Here is a 15,667-nt window from a genome sequence, read left to right on the forward strand (position 1 = left end):
CGATTAAACGGCTTGAGTCCGTTAGAATTCAGGACTCAAGCCGCTTAATACATTTTTTATTATTTCCACTGTCTACTTGACTGGGTGCAGTTCAAATTTTACGGCATTCTTGGTTTTTGTTTTTTCAGCCCTAGGGGTAGTATCAGCGTTAGCTAACACCACCCGCAAACATATGGATACATCAGATCCCTCCACTTCTGTAGAAAGTTCTTATTATAAGTGATATTTGTACCAATTGCAGTCTGTTCGTTAGACTACCGTTACCGTTTTAGTGTAATTTACATTCATTCATCTTTTATCAGCCATAAGATGGCATTTAAAGATATAATCAGGATCTTTAAAATAATGGATAGAGAGGTATCAAAAATATGTAAGTTATTTGAATCCTTCACATTCAGAAGCGGAATAACAATCAAGAATAGAGTCGTTATGACACCTATGACAACCTGGTCAAGAAACTAAAGAGGCCGGTGGAATTTGTCTTTTCGAAACCAAAGAAACGGCTGAAAAATATTTAGATATGCACTCTAAAAGATTAGCTTGCTTTGGGGTAACAGATGTCAACGGAAAAATCTTTTTCATTAATTCTAAACTTACTGAGATCAATAAAGGACCAGTAAGTAAATAAATTAACCACCTCGTTCCAAATCCAACATTTTTTGCAGGAAGTTTTTCATCTTATTTGTTATGTCTTCTATTGTAAAAAACAAAAAATATAACCCTTGATACAGCAAAAACTACTCTGTATCAAGGGTTATTTTAGTGTTTTAAAAATGACGTTTTTATGTTTAGACAGCTTTCATGCTTATGCTTGTAATGCCTCAATTGTTTGCGCTACTTGCTCTTCTGTTAAATTGTGACGCACAATGTAGCGGTTTCGCGCATGCTTTGTACATTCGATTGTACAGCCACCTAAATGCTTTGCTTCATTTTCTTCAGATGCAATGATTTGCTTGTTACATTCAGGGTTTGCACAGTTAATGTAACGTTCACAAGGTTCGCCGTCATAGTGATCACGACCGATAATAACATGCTCCACTTGATTAATCGGTACCGTTAAACGCTCATCAAATACGTACATTTGACCGTCCCATAATTGGCCTTTCACAACAGGGTCTTTTCCGTATGTTGCAACACCGCCGTGTAATTGGCCAACATCGCCAAAGCCTTCACGTTTCATCCAGCCCGAAAACTTCTCACAACGAATCCCGCCCGTGCAGTATGTTAAAACATTTTTCCCTTCGAATAGCTCGCGGTTTGCACGTACCCATTCCGGTGTATCGCGGAAGTTTTGTACATCTGGTCGAATCGCGCCACGAAAATGGCCGACATCGTATTCATACGTGTTACGCACATCTAATACTACTGTATTTTCATCTTGAATTTCAGCAAGGAATTGTTCTGGTGACAGGTAGCGACCTGTTAATTCATGTGGGTTTACGTCTTCTTCTAAGCCTAAGTTTACTAACTCAGGACGTGGGCGTACGTGCATTTTTTTGAATACATGCTCATCTGTCGCATCAATTTTGAAGACAATGCCTTCAAATAATGGGTCTGCTTCCATGCTTGCCGTGTATTGCTCCGTTTGCTCAATCGTACCTGAAACAGTACCGTTAATGCCCTCATTGGCTACTAAAATACGACCTTTTAAACCGATTTCTTTACACATTGCTAAGTGCGCTGCTGAAAATGCAGCTGGATCTTCAATTTTCGTGTAATGGTAATATAATAAGACTTGATAATTCATTGTATCCACCTATCATTTCATATATTTGCAGGATATACCCGATAGTGTCTTTTACGACCTATTAAACATAAAGGATAATCATTTAATATGCTATCGGTAATTAGGCTGAAATGGGTATACAATATTGTTTTTAAAGAACTTTTGAAGTGTTCAGCGGATTTGAACTAACAAGAAATAACCGATCCAATTAATGAGATCAATAAAGTAAAGAACTGGTAAGTAAATAATTAACTATCTCGCTTTAATGTAAAGTATACGACTTTTTTGAAACTCAACAAAAATGACAATATTAATTATAAATTTTGCAGAAGTTTTAAATCTTATTTGTAATGTATTTTACTATAAAAAATAATTTGGAAAAAATATAAACCTTGATACAATAACAACTACACTGTACCAAGGTTTATTTTAGTGTCACATCATCTTATATTTTATATGACAACTATAATTATAAAATGTGACAGTATTAGTTATAACTCACAATTGAACTCTATCTCAACAATTACTCAACAGTCACCGATTTAGCCAAGTTACGTGGTTTATCCACATCACAGCGGCGGTGTAATGCTGCGTAATAGCTAATTAATTGTAATGGCACTACAGAAACTAGTGGTGTTAGTAATTCATGAACTTGAGGGATTACTAAACGGTCACCGTCTTCATCTACGCCAGCCATGGCAATAATGCATGGGTATGCTCCACGTGCTGCTACCTCTTTGACGTTACCACGGATGTTTAATCCTACTGCTGCTTGTGTAACAAGGGCAAACACCGGTGTACCTTCTTCGATTAAGGCAATTGTTCCGTGTTTTAGCTCGCCACCTGCAAAGCCTTCTGCTTGGATATAAGAGATTTCTTTTAGCTTTAGGGCACCCTCAAGGCTTACATAGAAGTCTATGTTACGGCCGATGAAGAATGCGTTGCGTGCGATTTTTAAGTAGTCCTCAGCAATATCCTCTAAAACATCTTTTGAATCGATAATTGTTTGGATACCGTTTGCTGCAATCGCAAGTTCTTGTTTTAAATCGTATTCTAAGCCTTTGCCATTAGCTTTCGCTGTTACATATGCTGTTAGAGCAAGTACAGCTACTTGTGCTACATACGCTTTTGTAGAGGCTACCGCAATTTCTGGACCTGCATGTAATAACAATGTATGGTCTGCCTCACGTGAAAGTGTAGAGCCAGGTACGTTTGTAATCGTTAATGTTGGATAACCAAGCTCTTTAATTTTCACAAGTACTTGACGGCTATCTGCTGTTTCACCTGATTGTGTAATAAAGATAAACAATGGTTTTTCTGAAAGTAATGGCATATTGTAGCCGAATTCACTTGAAATATGAACTTCCACTGGGATACCAGCCATTTTTTCAAAATATTGCTTACCGATTAGACCTGCATGATAGCTTGTGCCGGCTGCAATAATATATAGACGGTCTGCTGCTTGTAATGCTTCTAAAATAGTAGCGTCAATTGTTAATTCGCCATTCTCACCTTCGTACGCTTGAATGATTTTACGAATAACTGTTGGCTGCTCATCCATTTCTTTTAACATATAGTGAGGGTACGTACCTTTTTCAATATCGCTCATATCAAGCTCAGCTGTATATGGAGAACGTTCTACTAATGTACCGTCTAACTTTGTAATTTCAACGCTAGCTTTGTGTACGATTACGACCTCTTTATCGTGTAGCTCCACATATTGATCTGTTACCTGTAGCATTGCCATCGCATCTGAAGCTACAACATTAAAGCCTTCACCAACACCAACTAAAAGTGGAGATTTGTTTTTCGCAACGAAAATTGTATCTGCCGCTTCTGCATCTAATAGAGCTAATGCGTAAGAGCCATGTAATAAAGATAATGTTTTACGGAATGACTCAGCCGTGCTTAAACCTTCTTTCACAAATAGCTCTACTAATTGCACGATGACCTCTGTGTCTGTATCAGATTTCATCGGAATACCTTTTAAATAAGTTTTTTGTAATAAATGATAGTTTTCGATAACTCCGTTGTGTACTAGCGTAAAACGTCCTGATGCACTTTGGTGAGGGTGTGCATTCAAACGGTTTGGCACACCATGAGTTGCCCAACGTGTATGGCCGATACCCACTTTAGCAGCAACGTCCTCGTCCACTGCATCACGTAAATCTGCAATACGTCCCTTTTCTTTAAAGACTGTTACACCATCTTCGTTACGTACTGCGATACCCGCTGAGTCATAGCCACGGTACTCTAGTTTCTCTAAACCTTTTAATAAAATTTCCTTTGCATCTGATTCTCCAATATATCCTACAATTCCACACATAAATTCCTTTTCCTCCGATATTGTCAATTTGACGCAACGACAAACTAGACCTCAACCTATCGAATTTTTTAATGAATGTAAAAGCCATGCTAATTTTTTATGTAAAATAAGCAAACTAATACATGCACATTGTTAACACCCATTCAGCCATCTGAACAGTACCCATTCGATACATGCGGTTTCTCTATTTATCTATTGCTTTAACTATACCTTTTTCATTTTCTGTACATTCAATCGCTTAAATGCTTTCAAAATGAAAAGTGACAATCGGGTACGTCGATCGGGAGGCATCCGCCGAACTTTCGATAAACCTCCACCTCGTCTGCTGAAGCTAGTTTCGTCCAATTTCTTCAGCTCAGGCGCTATAATTGTTTTCCGATTTTGCGCTTTCTTCCCTCCTTATGCGCTCTCGTTAAATGATAAGGTCGGACCTCATATTCAACTTCTCCATCATACTCAATCATATGCTATACGTCAAATTTTCGTTATAAAAAACACCTATTTATCCTACTTTTCAGTGACAAAGTAGACAAACAATCTGCTATAAAGCCTATCTTGAGATTTATGCCTTGGCATAATTGAGCTGTCGCTACCAAAACATTTGTAACGTTACATAAAGAAGTTTAAACTATGATGTTTTTTCCTTATGTCAGCAATAAATATTTCGGCTATGGATTTATTTTGAACAGTGTCGAAGATAAATCGTCCAAAAGTAACTATCTACCTGGAGAAATCCCATTCTTTTATTGCTTGACAAATCCACTACTTAGCAATACTATATACAGTACTTAGCAACACTTAGTACAGGTAAAGCTAAGCCTGGGGGTGAGATCATGGATAATCTGAGTGAAATGCTCAAAGGAGTCTTAGAAGGTATTGTATTAGAAATCATTAGCCGCGGTGAAATATATGGTTATGAGATTGTCAAATATCTCACGCAGATGGGGTTCGAGGGCATAGCTGAAGGAACTGTGTATGCGTTACTTATGCGATTGGAAAGAAATCGCCTTGTCAATATTGTCAAAAAGCCATCTGAAATGGGTCCACCAAGGAAATTTTATACGCTTAATGAACAAGGAAGAGAAAAATTAATATCCTTCTGGGCTAAATGGGATTTTTTAAGTAGTCGTATTGAAATTTTAAGAAATAATGGAGGGAACAAACATGAGCTTTAGTCGTGAAATTCAGGAGAGAATTAATCGTTTTACGAAAGAACAATCCCAGAATTATTTGCAGGACGCTGAGATGACTTATATAGAAAAGCTGCGCAAGAAAAGTGGGCAAACTAAACGGAAAATTGACAAGCAATTGTCGAAGTTTAAAGGGCGTTCCGATCAGGGGCGAGAAGCACAAGATGACATGATACTCTATATGAGCGATTATATGAATGATTTAATGTCACAAGGTTTAACGGAGCAAGAAGCTTTTAATAAGGCTAGCGAGAAATTGCAATTCGCCAGTAATTCTGAGCAATCTGAGGATTTAAATGAACGCTTTCAGCAGTATTACGAAAATCGTGATCCCGCAGATTATGAGGCAATCGGACTGTTTTATGGTGGCTTTCTATTTTTAGGATTAGGTATTGGCGGACTAAGCGGTTTTCTATCTGGCGGTGGATATGAAGCTTTTGTTGATAGAGGCTGGATTAACACGGCAATTGGCGCTGGTGTTGGCATTATCATTGGTATCGGACTCGGGCAAATTACCAATGCTATTATTGCGTTGAAAAAGAAGTAGGGCTGTTTTAATTAAAATAACTATGCATCGGCATAATTGCGCCGGAATCGGGATTGTGCTTATGCTCGCAAATGTTTTTGTGCGAAAGCGTAGCGGCAGCGGCACCGATGCAGGTCAGTTAGCTGTTATCACATGGATGCGGTAATTTTAGGCTAGCATCCTTTATTAACTCCTTTTCCGATTTTCGTGACATCCACCGGAGGGCTTTAACTTCTTTTACGGATGCTTGGACACTCGCTGAAAGAAGTTAAAACATAAAAGGCACAGGCAAACTACTTGTGCCTTTTAAGCTTAGCCTTCATTACTCTCCAATAATTTTACAATTTCTCGATTAAATGCTGGTAGATCCTCCGGTGTGCGACTTGTTACCAATTGCTTTTGGCAAACAAACACTTCCTCGTCATGAAATATCGCACCTGCATTTTCTAAATCTACACGAATCGATTTGTAGCCAGTTGCGTCACGACCATTTAATGTTTTTGCCGTAATGAGTAATTGAGGTCCATGACAAATAGCAAAGGTCGGCTTCATCTCATCCATAAATTCTTTGACAAATGCCACAACACGATCATCTACACGTAGTATATCAGGAGAAAAACCACCTGGGATGAATAATGCATCAAATTCAGAAGCATTTACCTCATCGATATCTTTATCGATTTTTACTTTCTCTCCATGCTTACCTTCTACTTCAATGCCTGCCGTCGTATCAATCGTTATTAGTTCATGACCTGCCGCTTCTAATGCTCCTTTAGGACTTGTATACTCAGCGTCCTCAAACATATTGGTAATCACTGTAGCAATTTTAGCCATTGCAATACAACACTCCTTGTTATTGTGACTCTGTACTACTGTTCCCATTCTTTTCGAAAGCATTCATTTTTTCGTTGGTAGAGCTTTCAATAATTAATCATGTTCAATCCATCAATTTCATTTGTAAGGCAAAAAAATAAAAACTCGACCTCCTATCAAAGGAAATCGAGTTTATACTATTTATTCAGTTAAGCCCATTTCTGCACGGACAACATCTGCTATACGCTCTACGTAACGCTCACAGTCTTCTTCTGTAGCCGCTTCCACCATTACTCGTACAAGTGGCTCAGTACCAGAAGGACGCACTAACACGCGACCGTTACCAGCCATATCTGCTTCTACTTCAGCAATCACTGCAGCAACTTTTGCATTTTCTGTCACAGCATGCTTGTCTGTTACACGTACGTTGACTAAACGCTGCGGGAAAATTTTCATTTCAGAAGCAAGCTCTGATAGTTTTTTTCCTGTAGCCTTCATAATGTTAACAAGCTGAATACCTGTTAATAAGCCATCTCCAGTTGTGTTAAAGTCTAGGAAAACAATATGACCAGATTGCTCGCCACCAAGATTATAATCATTAGCACGCATTTCTTCCACAACGTAACGATCACCTACAGCTGTTTGTACACTATGCATATCGTTATCTTCAACAGCTTTGTAGAAGCCCATGTTACTCATAACCGTCGAAACAATTGTTTGCTTTTTCAAGCGACCAACTGTATTTAAATGCTTACCAATGATGAACATAATTTGATCACCATCAACAATTTTACCGTTTTCATCTACTGCGATTAAACGGTCACCATCGCCATCGAATGCTAAACCAACATCAGCACCCTTTTCTGTGACAAATTTAGCTAATCCATCTGGATGTGTTGAACCGACACCGTCATTAATATTTAAACCTGTTGGTGAGGCACCCATCGTTGAGATATCCGCTTCTAAATCTGCAAATAGGTGTGTAGCTAGCGAAGACGTAGCGCCATGCGCACAATCTAATGCTACGTGGATGCCTTCAAATTCTTCAGCCACTGTTTGTTTTAAGTATTGAATATATTTTTGTCCACCCTCGAAGTAGTCGCTTACAGAACCTAAATCTGCCCCTATTGGACGTGGTAAAGTATCATCTTGAGCATCTAATATTGCTTCGATTTCAGCTTCTTGCGCGTCCCTTAGCTTAAAGCCATCAGGACCGAAAAATTTAATACCATTGTCAGCTACTGGGTTATGTGAAGCTGAAATCATAACGCCTGCATTTGCGCTCATCATTCGAGTAAGATAGGCCACACCTGGTGTCGAAATAACACCAAGACGCATTACCTCTACGCCGATTGATAAAAGACCAGCTACAAGTGCACCTTCAAGCATTTCACCTGAAATACGTGTGTCACGACCGATTAAAACCTTTGGACGGTCAGTTGCATCCTTCGTTAAAACGTAACCACCTACACGGCCAAGTTTAAATGCAAACTCCGGTGTTAATTCACTATTCGCGACGCCACGGACGCCATCTGTTCCAAAATATTTACCCATTTTAATTATTCTCTCCTTCAATGCAAGACGGCGGTCATGCTTGTCTATGCTGACAACTAGAACACTCGTCTGCTTACTTTTGGAAAAGTCTATTTTCGTTCATTCACTGGTAACTATTAATTATGCCCCTATGTAATTTATCTGGGCTTGTAAATAAGCACAGATAAATTTTAGCATAGGGTATTTTGATTTTAGCCTAAGTAACTTCTTCTCGTTAAAGAATACCTTTACCGATAGAGAACGAAATCTCTACTGAATCAAAATAAAATTATAGTCAGTTATTGTTTAAGAATCAATATCTTCTTCTGTTTTATCAGTAGGCGGCGGCGTGTTGTTATCAGAAGGAGTGCTAGTCTCCTCTGAAGGTGGCGAAGGAGTAGGTGTAGGAGCAGGAGGGTTAGTAGTTGTTGTCGTTGTTGTTTTTTCCTGCTCTACCTTCGTAATATCTGCCTTCACTTTAATTTTTGGGTCAGATATTTTTGTCACACCTTCTGGCAATTTCACTTCAAATTCATAAGTTTTTGATTCTGTAATTTTTGATAAATCAACCTCTAATGGTATTGCAGTTAAAGTATCTATCATAGATTTTCTACCGTATACTCTCACCTTTGTAGGACTAATTGTTAATTGGTTGACGGTAATACCATTCCCTGCTTTTCCTATTTCCTTCAGCACAACAGGCAACTCTCTACTGTAAGCCCCAATATCTACTTCTACCTTCACAGTTCCTGGTTCAATCGTCACGTCTAACTTATTTAAATCACGATCTAGTACTTTAACTGCCGCTACTTGTGAGAACGGTTCTTTCAAGCCTTGTTCACCCGTTACAGTAGCTTTTACATAGCTAATATTCTCAATTGCACTTTTGGCACCTGTAATATACACCGTAGCTGGATTAGCAATCATGCCATTTAAAATATATCCTTCTTCAAGTAAACGAGTATTTAGCTCAGGGTCAACACGAAACTCTTGTGTGACCTTTTCCTCAATGTTAACCTTTACAATCGCAGGGTCTAATGTAACTTGCAACTTCTCCGAAATATTTTCGTATTGTAGTCGAACATTATGCTCACCTATGAGTAATTTACTCAAATCTGCAAATACAGAAAAATCCTTCGACGCTTGAGCCTGTAAAACGAGTGTCATTGGACCTTTTATCGTAACATCTACTGTCTTTGGTATCCCTGTTACAATGAGGTTCTTATCGTCATAAAAAACATCTACTGGTACATCTCGGATTACCGCTGTTTGCTCACTCATTATTGTTTTATTTGAAGGAGATAATTCAGCACGAACGGAGAAAAATAACAATAAGGCTAAAATTAGCGCAACAATTCGTAACACCCAAGGGCTATCCATCATTTTATCCATTCTTTTTCCCCCTCCAAGTTAACTTAGAGGCTGCATTTGATTCCTGTGCTGATCCGAACCACATTTTACGTAACAGTCCTTCGAATTCCTCTAAAGAAAGATTTCGATGTAGATTACCATTCAGTGTAATACTAATGGCACCGGTTTCCTCTGATACGACAATAGTAATGGCATCTGTCACTTCACTTAAGCCAAGTGCAGCACGGTGACGTGTCCCAAGCTCTTTTGAGATAAACGGACTCTCAGAAAGCGGTAAATAACAAGCCGCTGCCGATATTTTATCTTTTTGCATGATAACCGCTCCATCATGTAGCGGTGTATTAGGTATAAAAATGTTGATCAATAATTCAGATGAAATCTCAGCATTTAGACCTATACCTGTTTCAATATATTCATTTAGACCAGTTTCTTTTTCAATAGAAATTAACGCCCCTATACGACGCTTGGCCATATAACTAACAGATTTCTTCATCGCCTCAATAAGCCTTGTTTGTTCTTCTTCAACTTGACTAATCGAACGTTGAAACAACTTCCCTCTACCAATTTGTTCAAGACCACGTCTTATTTCAGGTTGGAAAATGATAATAATCGCCAAGAAACCGAATTCGATGACTTGTTTTAACATCCAACCTAACGTTTCTAACCCAAAAAAGTCTGTAGCAAGGCGCGCAATAATAATGACGAAAATGCCTTTTAATAATTGGACAGCCTTTGTACCTTTAATGAGGGTTAAAATTTTATAAATAACGTACCATACGAGCAGTACATCTAATAAGTTAATAACAATATTCACAGGTGTTAAATTAGCGAAATGTTCGATAATTTGCACGTGGCATCCCCCACTTTTCATTGCGAATCCATACACATATAAGTATAGCACATTCTTATCAAATGTAACTTTTTTCAAATAAAAAGTCTACTCAAAAGAGTAGACCTTTCAGCCTCTCACGTGCACTATCTATTAGGACGTATAGAGTGTTATTTAGTTGCTTGTTTCTCCTCGAATGTTACAGCAGACTTCACTGAATTTTTAATCGTATACCAAAGCCATTCGAATACTTCGTCAATTTCTTCTATTTTTCCCGAAACAACTGCCGAAGATGCCATATACTGCCCGTTAATAACAGTGACATTGCCATCCACTTCACCTTCAACAATTAAATCACCATTTTTAACAATAATGTCGCCTTTTACAATTTCACCCTTCGGCACAATAACCGTTTGCCCTTCAACAACTAGGTTTGGCTGTTTAGTCACGGAGAACTGTCGGTCATCCATAAAACTACCTAGTAAAGTTGCACTCATGAATAAACAAAAAACTGCTGCTGCCACAAAGAGTGGATGCCGACGAATCCACTTTTGCATCCCTACACGACTTTTGGGTTTCGGTAAACGAGCCATCACGGCTTCTTCAAAATGCGGAGGTGATGTAATGTGGGAAGCGCTCTTCACAAAGGCGATTGTTTCACTTAATTCCTGCATCAACTGTTTACAATCACTGCATGTATGCAAATGTCGTTTTAACTCTTGCTCATGCTCACGACTAATGTCACCATCTAAATAATCATGGATATAGTCTATTATATGCTCTGGACAAGTATTCATGACGCTTCCCCTCCTACAGATTATTTAATTGCTTTCGTAACGCTTCACGTCCGCGGTGAATCCTCGTTTTCACCGTTCCAAGAGGCATATCTAATATCTCGCTAATTTCCTGTAATGATAATTCTTCAATATATTTCAATACTATAACTGAACGGTATTTATCAGGCAAACGTCCAATTTCATATTGAATGCGATCTTGCAGTTCCATTTGCTCTATCTGTTCTTCAGGTAGCTGGTCATCTGCTGCGATCTGCGAATACATATCAAGTCCTTCTGTACCAGCTACTTCTGCATCTAAATAGTAATCCGGCTTTTTCTTCCGGATACGGTCTATACAAAGGTTTGTCGCTATACGATAAAGCCACGTCGCAAATTTTCTTTTCTGATCAAAAGTATGCAAGTTCATATAGGCACGAACAAAAGCTTCTTGTGCAATGTCCTCAGATTCTTGCTTGTTCCCTAACATCCTAAAGCATACTTGGTACAGTTTGTGCTGATAGAGACTCACAATATCTGCAAATGCGTTTTGATCACCTTTAAGCACTTGTTTAATTTTCTTGTTTACTAACGCATCCATTGTGTTTATTTCTCCACCTTTACAACTGTCTTATACTATACGGCCTATCGATAAGAAAAGTTTCGTTTTATTATTAATTATAGCAAAAGATTTTTATACATTGTGGCAATAGGCAATTTTTTGTTAAATTTCTTTAAACTAGAGTTTCGCCAAATAAAGAGCCCATTAATGCTACTGCAACATCGGCAGTTCTATTCTTCTCATCTAGAATCGGATTAACTTCAACGAATTCAGCAGATGTTAGCATACCTGATTCCTGAAGCATTTCCATTGCCAAATGGCTTTCTCGATATGTAATACCACCAGGTACAGGTGTCCCAACCCCTGGCGTATAAAGTGGATCTAAACCATCTAAATCAAGTGATAAATGCAAACCATCTACATTGCGCTCCCTTAAATAACCTAGAGCATCTTCCATTACACGCGTCATTCCAAGACGATCTACCTTATGCATTGTATATACTTTGATTCCTTGCTGGCTAATTAATTCACGTTCTCCTGGATCTACAGAACGCGCTCCTATAATAATAACGTTTTCAGGTTTAATTTTCGGTACATTATTACGAATTTTCACTAACTGTTCATGACCAAGTCCAATGCTTACAGCTAATGGCATACCATGTATATTACCAGACGGCGTCGTTTCAGGTGTGTTTAAGTCAGCATGCGCATCAAACCAAATAACGCCTAAATTTTTATAATGCTCACCTAGCCCTGCAAGAGTACCAATAGCAATACTATGGTCGCCACCAAGTACAAGTGGAAACTCCTTTTGTTCAATTGCTTCATTTACACTTTTCGCCAAAGACGTACTTACATCGATAACTTCCTCTAAATTAAGTAGCTGTTTATCAACAATAGTGCCTTCTTGTTTTTGACTAACACGTATATCCCCTTGATCATGTACTACATGCCCTATTGCCTCCAAGCGCTCTACAACGCCTGCATAACGAATAGCACTCGGACCCATATCTACCCCTCTGCGAGTTTGCCCATAATCTGTTGGTACACCAATAATAGAAACATTTAGTTTATTCATTTTTTCATACCCCCTTTAGATTGTAAGACTATTGTAAAGCCTGCATCCTTCTTGGCTCAACCTCGCAATTTTATGAATATTTATGCAATTTAAAAGAGCATAAAAAAATCTCCTGCTGTTTTCAGCAAGAGATTAGTATCTGTAGTTAATGTTACACTTTTTTTAGTTATAAAAGTGAGCCATGAAGGACTCGAACCTTCGACCCTCTGATTAAAAGTCAGATGCTCTACCAACTGAGCTAATGGCTCGAAAAAATAAATATGGCTGGGGTACTAGGATTCGAACCTAGGCATGACGGAATCAAAATCCGTTGCCTTACCGCTTGGCTATACCCCAATCATTTATAAAAAACTGGTGGAGGGGGACGGATTCGAACCGCCGAACCCTAAGGAGCGGATTTACAGTCCGCCGCGTTTAGCCACTTCGCTACCCCTCCGAAATAACACATTATGGTGGAGGATGACGGGCTCGAACCGCCGACCCTCTGCTTGTAAGGCAGATGCTCTCCCAGCTGAGCTAATCCTCCATAGAAACAGGTGTTCATTTCTTTACAGTTTTTTATTTTATTTTTAAGCCTTGCATTACTACAATGCTTTAAAAATGGTGACCCCTACGGGATTCGAACCCGTGTTACCGCCGTGAAAGGGCGGTGTCTTAACCACTTGACCAAGGGGCCATTTTCAAATGTCTCAAACAAGACAAGTATTATGATAACATTTTTTGTCGTACGATGCAATACTTTTTTAAAATTTTTTATGTATACATCACCTTTAAAAATGAGCAAAAAAATGGCTCCGAAGGCAGGACTCGAACCTGCGACAACCTGATTAACAGTCAGGTGCTACTACCAACTGAGCTACTTCGGAACAATACTATTCAATTCGGTTTTTAAAACCTCTTAAGTACATTTATTATTATAGCAAGCATTATAAATTATGCAATACTTTTTGTGAAAATTTTTATATTTTTTGTCGAAGTCTTCCTATGCAGCAACAAGAAACCTAATAGTTCTTTATTAAATCTAATATTTCTATTTCATGTACAAAATATTCTTGCTGCATATTATTGTAATTGTTAAAATAGAAATAGTTTTATGAATTTTCTATTAAATTTGTTTGGGGGAGGAATGTTTACATGGTAACAAACGATTTAATTGCACCGGAATTCTATAATATTACAGAGGAATTGGAGAAATTTTCTCGAGATAGTGATCGCCAAGCAATACGGTGGCTAAATACTCAGCAGGAGCGTCAAACAATTTCCTATGTTGAACTTGTTCAAAAAATGAATCAATACGCGCATGCCTTTACGAAGAAGGGGCTTCAAAAAGGAGATCGCGTATTAGTTATTATTCCTCGTCTGCCTGAAGCTTATTTTGTCTTCCTTGGCTGTCTAAAGGCTGGGATTGTTCCTATTTCTTGTTCAGAAATGTTACGTGCAAGTGATTTAGAATATCGTATGGCACACTCTTCTGCAAGGGCAGTAATAGCCTATGAAGCGTTCACAAGTGAGGTAGATTGTATTACTTCTTCAGTGGAAGCTTTAAATAATAAATTGCTTATAGGCACTGCTACTGGTGATTGGACCTCTTTAGATGAATTAGCAAGTACTCAGCCAGATACATTTACAGCAGCTGCTACTAAAAGAGATGATATGGCATTTCTTTCTTATACATCTGGCACAACTGGCAAACCAAAAGGAGTTGTTCATTCACACGGATGGGGATATGCACATATTAGAACAGCCGCTTCACAATGGCTTTGTGTACGTGAAGGTGACTTAGTTTGGGCTACAGCAGCTCCAGGGTGGCAAAAATGGATTTGGAGCCCATTTTTATCGACTATTATGCTGGGCGCAACTGCATTAGTATACCACGGAGGATTTGATGCAAAAACATACCTTAAACTGCTTCAAGAAGAAAAGGTTAATGTATTGTGCTGTACTCCAACGGAATATCGAATTATGGCGAAGATTGATAATTTAAAAGACTATAATCTATCTTCTCTACGCAGTGCTGTTTCGGCTGGTGAACCATTAAATCGACCAGTCATCGAAACATTTATGAAAAATTTCGATCTTAAAGTTCGCGATGGCTATGGACAAACGGAAAATACCTTATTAATTGGCACACTTGAAAATATTGATTTACGTCCTGGTTCAATGGGTGTTCCTACACCTGGCAATATTGTCCGTATTATAGATCATGAAGGCAACGAGGCACCCGTTGGAGAAGTTGGAGATATTGCAGTACACAAATCTTCTCCTGCTCTATTTAAGGAGTACTATCGTGAGCCTGAACGTACACAAGCTGCCTTCCGTGGAGATTGGTATATTACTGGGGACCAAGCCAAATGCGATGAAGACGGCTACTTCTGGTTTGAAGGTCGAGGAGATGACATCATTATTTCATCAGGCTATACAATTGGGCCATTTGAAGTAGAAGATGCTTTAAATAAACATGAAGCTGTACAAGAATGTGCTGTAGTCGCAGCTCCAGATGAAATTAGAGGCCATATTGTTAAAGCCTTTGTCATCTTACGAGAAAGCTTCAGAGATCTTGATGAGGACGAGTTAATAAAAGAACTACAAGAGCACGTTAAAGCATTAACAGCGCCTTATAAATATCCTCGTAGTATTGTCTTTATCAATGAGCTACCAAAAACAACTTCTGGTAAGATTCGTCGTATAGAACTACGAGCAGCAACAACAACTGTATAAAATATAATAAAGAGACATTTTACCATTCACTTGGTTGAAATGTCTCCTTTATATATATTGCTAGTATTTAATATTCTTTTGCATATAAAAAAAGCCACTACTGAGTTTATCAGCAGCGACTTTTTGCGCCTAGCGACGTCCTACTCTCACAGGGGGAAGCCCCCAACTACCATCGGCGCTAAAGAGCTTAACTTCCGTGTTCGGTATGGGAACGGGTGTGAC

12 protein-coding genes, 6 tRNA genes, 1 rRNA gene and 1 pseudogene are annotated in these 15,667 nt (G+C 38.6%); 4 read left to right on the forward strand and 16 right to left on the reverse strand.

Annotation, left to right across the window (positions count from 1 at the left end):
- Window positions 1–454: 454 nt before the first annotated feature.
- Window positions 455–628 (forward strand): annotated as a pseudogene (locus tag ACIQZA_RS25205) (YdhR family protein); the annotation flags it as partial.
- A gap of 177 nt (window positions 629–805) precedes the next feature.
- Here the strand turns inward: ACIQZA_RS25205 and trhO are convergent.
- Both trhO and glmS read right to left on the reverse strand, forming a co-directional pair.
- Window positions 806–1,747, reverse strand: coding sequence for an oxygen-dependent tRNA uridine(34) hydroxylase TrhO (trhO, locus tag ACIQZA_RS25210; protein ID WP_402884574.1), 942 nt, complete (start codon window positions 1,745–1,747; stop codon window positions 806–808).
- Window positions 1,748–2,249: 502 nt separating this feature from the next.
- The gene (glmS, locus tag ACIQZA_RS25215; protein WP_402884572.1) at window positions 2,250–4,052 is read right to left on the reverse strand and encodes a glutamine--fructose-6-phosphate transaminase (isomerizing); all 1,803 of its coding nucleotides are present in this window, start codon (window positions 4,050–4,052) and stop codon (window positions 2,250–2,252) included.
- 833 nt (window positions 4,053–4,885) lie between these two features.
- Between glmS and ACIQZA_RS25220 the strand changes: the two genes are divergently transcribed.
- Window positions 4,886–5,227: a PadR family transcriptional regulator gene (locus ACIQZA_RS25220; protein WP_221887682.1), complete on the forward strand. Its 342-nt coding sequence runs from the start codon at window positions 4,886–4,888 to the stop codon at window positions 5,225–5,227.
- Window positions 5,217–5,789, forward strand: coding sequence for a hypothetical protein (locus ACIQZA_RS25225; protein ID WP_400941956.1), 573 nt, complete (start codon window positions 5,217–5,219; stop codon window positions 5,787–5,789). The genes ACIQZA_RS25220 and ACIQZA_RS25225 overlap by 11 nt, the downstream gene beginning before the upstream one ends.
- Window positions 5,790–6,080: 291 nt before the next feature.
- On the opposite strand, the gene ACIQZA_RS25230 is transcribed toward ACIQZA_RS25225, so the two are convergent.
- The 13 genes from ACIQZA_RS25230 to ACIQZA_RS25290 form a co-directional block, all read right to left on the reverse strand.
- A complete protein-coding gene (locus tag ACIQZA_RS25230; RefSeq protein WP_400941953.1) occupies window positions 6,081–6,602 on the reverse strand; it encodes a type 1 glutamine amidotransferase domain-containing protein in 522 nt (173 codons plus the stop codon).
- 180 nt (window positions 6,603–6,782) lie between these two features.
- Complete coding sequence (glmM, locus tag ACIQZA_RS25235; protein WP_402884570.1) at window positions 6,783–8,135, reverse strand: phosphoglucosamine mutase; 1,353 nt, start codon at window positions 8,133–8,135, stop codon at window positions 6,783–6,785.
- A gap of 285 nt (window positions 8,136–8,420) precedes the next feature.
- Window positions 8,421–9,506 carry a CdaR family protein gene (locus ACIQZA_RS25240; RefSeq protein WP_402884568.1) on the reverse strand — a complete coding sequence of 362 codons (1,086 nt, stop codon included), beginning with the start codon at window positions 9,504–9,506 and terminating at the stop codon, window positions 8,421–8,423.
- Window positions 9,499–10,335, reverse strand: a complete 837-nt coding sequence (gene cdaA, locus ACIQZA_RS25245; protein WP_185903583.1) for a diadenylate cyclase CdaA — start codon at window positions 10,333–10,335, stop codon at window positions 9,499–9,501. Before cdaA ends, ACIQZA_RS25240 begins: the two co-directional genes overlap by 8 nt.
- A gap of 149 nt (window positions 10,336–10,484) precedes the next feature.
- A complete protein-coding gene (locus ACIQZA_RS25250) occupies window positions 10,485–11,111 on the reverse strand; it encodes a zf-HC2 domain-containing protein (protein WP_400941945.1) in 627 nt (208 codons plus the stop codon).
- Window positions 11,112–11,124: 13 nt separating this feature from the next.
- Window positions 11,125–11,688 carry an RNA polymerase sigma factor SigW gene (gene sigW / locus ACIQZA_RS25255; protein ID WP_402884566.1) on the reverse strand — a complete coding sequence of 188 codons (564 nt, stop codon included), beginning with the start codon at window positions 11,686–11,688 and terminating at the stop codon, window positions 11,125–11,127.
- 133 nt (window positions 11,689–11,821) lie between these two features.
- A complete protein-coding gene (gene rocF / locus ACIQZA_RS25260; RefSeq protein ID WP_402884565.1) occupies window positions 11,822–12,727 on the reverse strand; it encodes an arginase in 906 nt (301 codons plus the stop codon).
- 175 nt (window positions 12,728–12,902) lie between these two features.
- Window positions 12,903–12,975 (reverse strand) — tRNA-Lys (locus ACIQZA_RS25265).
- A gap of 13 nt (window positions 12,976–12,988) precedes the next feature.
- Window positions 12,989–13,063, reverse strand: a tRNA-Gln gene (locus ACIQZA_RS25270).
- 16 nt (window positions 13,064–13,079) lie between these two features.
- Window positions 13,080–13,163 (reverse strand) — tRNA-Tyr (locus ACIQZA_RS25275).
- 14 nt (window positions 13,164–13,177) lie between these two features.
- Window positions 13,178–13,253, reverse strand: a tRNA-Val gene (locus tag ACIQZA_RS25280).
- 75 nt (window positions 13,254–13,328) lie between these two features.
- Window positions 13,329–13,403: transfer RNA gene (locus ACIQZA_RS25285), tRNA-Glu, on the reverse strand.
- 113 nt (window positions 13,404–13,516) lie between these two features.
- Window positions 13,517–13,593, reverse strand: a tRNA-Asn gene (locus ACIQZA_RS25290).
- Window positions 13,594–13,861: 268 nt separating this feature from the next.
- Between ACIQZA_RS25290 and mbcS the strand changes: the two genes are divergently transcribed.
- Window positions 13,862–15,445 (forward strand): acyl-CoA synthetase MbcS, encoded by a 1,584-nt coding sequence (gene mbcS, locus ACIQZA_RS25295; protein ID WP_402884563.1) that lies wholly within the window; start codon window positions 13,862–13,864, stop codon window positions 15,443–15,445.
- A 127-nt stretch (window positions 15,446–15,572) separates the two neighbouring features.
- Here the strand turns inward: mbcS and rrf are convergent.
- Window positions 15,573–15,667 (reverse strand): 5S ribosomal RNA (rrf, locus tag ACIQZA_RS25300); the annotation flags it as partial.

The sequence above is a fragment of the Lysinibacillus sp. NPDC096382 genome (genome assembly GCF_044762845.1).
Classification (GTDB): Bacteria; Bacillota; Bacilli; order Bacillales_A; family Planococcaceae; genus Lysinibacillus.

Excerpts from the sequence above, each read along its gene's own strand:
- sigW (WP_402884566.1), bottom strand. The coding sequence starts at position 11,688 with ATGGATGCGTTAGTAAACAAGAAAATTAAACAAGTGCTTAAAGGTGAT.
- rocF (WP_402884565.1), bottom strand. The coding sequence starts at position 12,727 with ATGAATAAACTAAATGTTTCTATTATTGGTGTACCAACAGATTATGGG.
- ACIQZA_RS25220 (WP_221887682.1), top strand. The coding sequence starts at position 4,886 with ATGGATAATCTGAGTGAAATGCTCAAAGGAGTCTTAGAAGGTATTGTA.
- ACIQZA_RS25250 (WP_400941945.1), bottom strand. The coding sequence starts at position 11,111 with ATGAATACTTGTCCAGAGCATATAATAGACTATATCCATGATTATTTA.
- ACIQZA_RS25225 (WP_400941956.1), top strand. The coding sequence starts at position 5,217 with ATGAGCTTTAGTCGTGAAATTCAGGAGAGAATTAATCGTTTTACGAAA.
- mbcS (WP_402884563.1), top strand. The coding sequence starts at position 13,862 with ATGGTAACAAACGATTTAATTGCACCGGAATTCTATAATATTACAGAG.
- trhO (WP_402884574.1), bottom strand. The coding sequence starts at position 1,747 with ATGAATTATCAAGTCTTATTATATTACCATTACACGAAAATTGAAGAT.
- ACIQZA_RS25230 (WP_400941953.1), bottom strand. The coding sequence starts at position 6,602 with ATGGCTAAAATTGCTACAGTGATTACCAATATGTTTGAGGACGCTGAG.
- glmS (WP_402884572.1), bottom strand. The coding sequence starts at position 4,052 with ATGTGTGGAATTGTAGGATATATTGGAGAATCAGATGCAAAGGAAATT.
- glmM (WP_402884570.1), bottom strand. The coding sequence starts at position 8,135 with ATGGGTAAATATTTTGGAACAGATGGCGTCCGTGGCGTCGCGAATAGT.
- ACIQZA_RS25240 (WP_402884568.1), bottom strand. The coding sequence starts at position 9,506 with ATGGATAAAATGATGGATAGCCCTTGGGTGTTACGAATTGTTGCGCTA.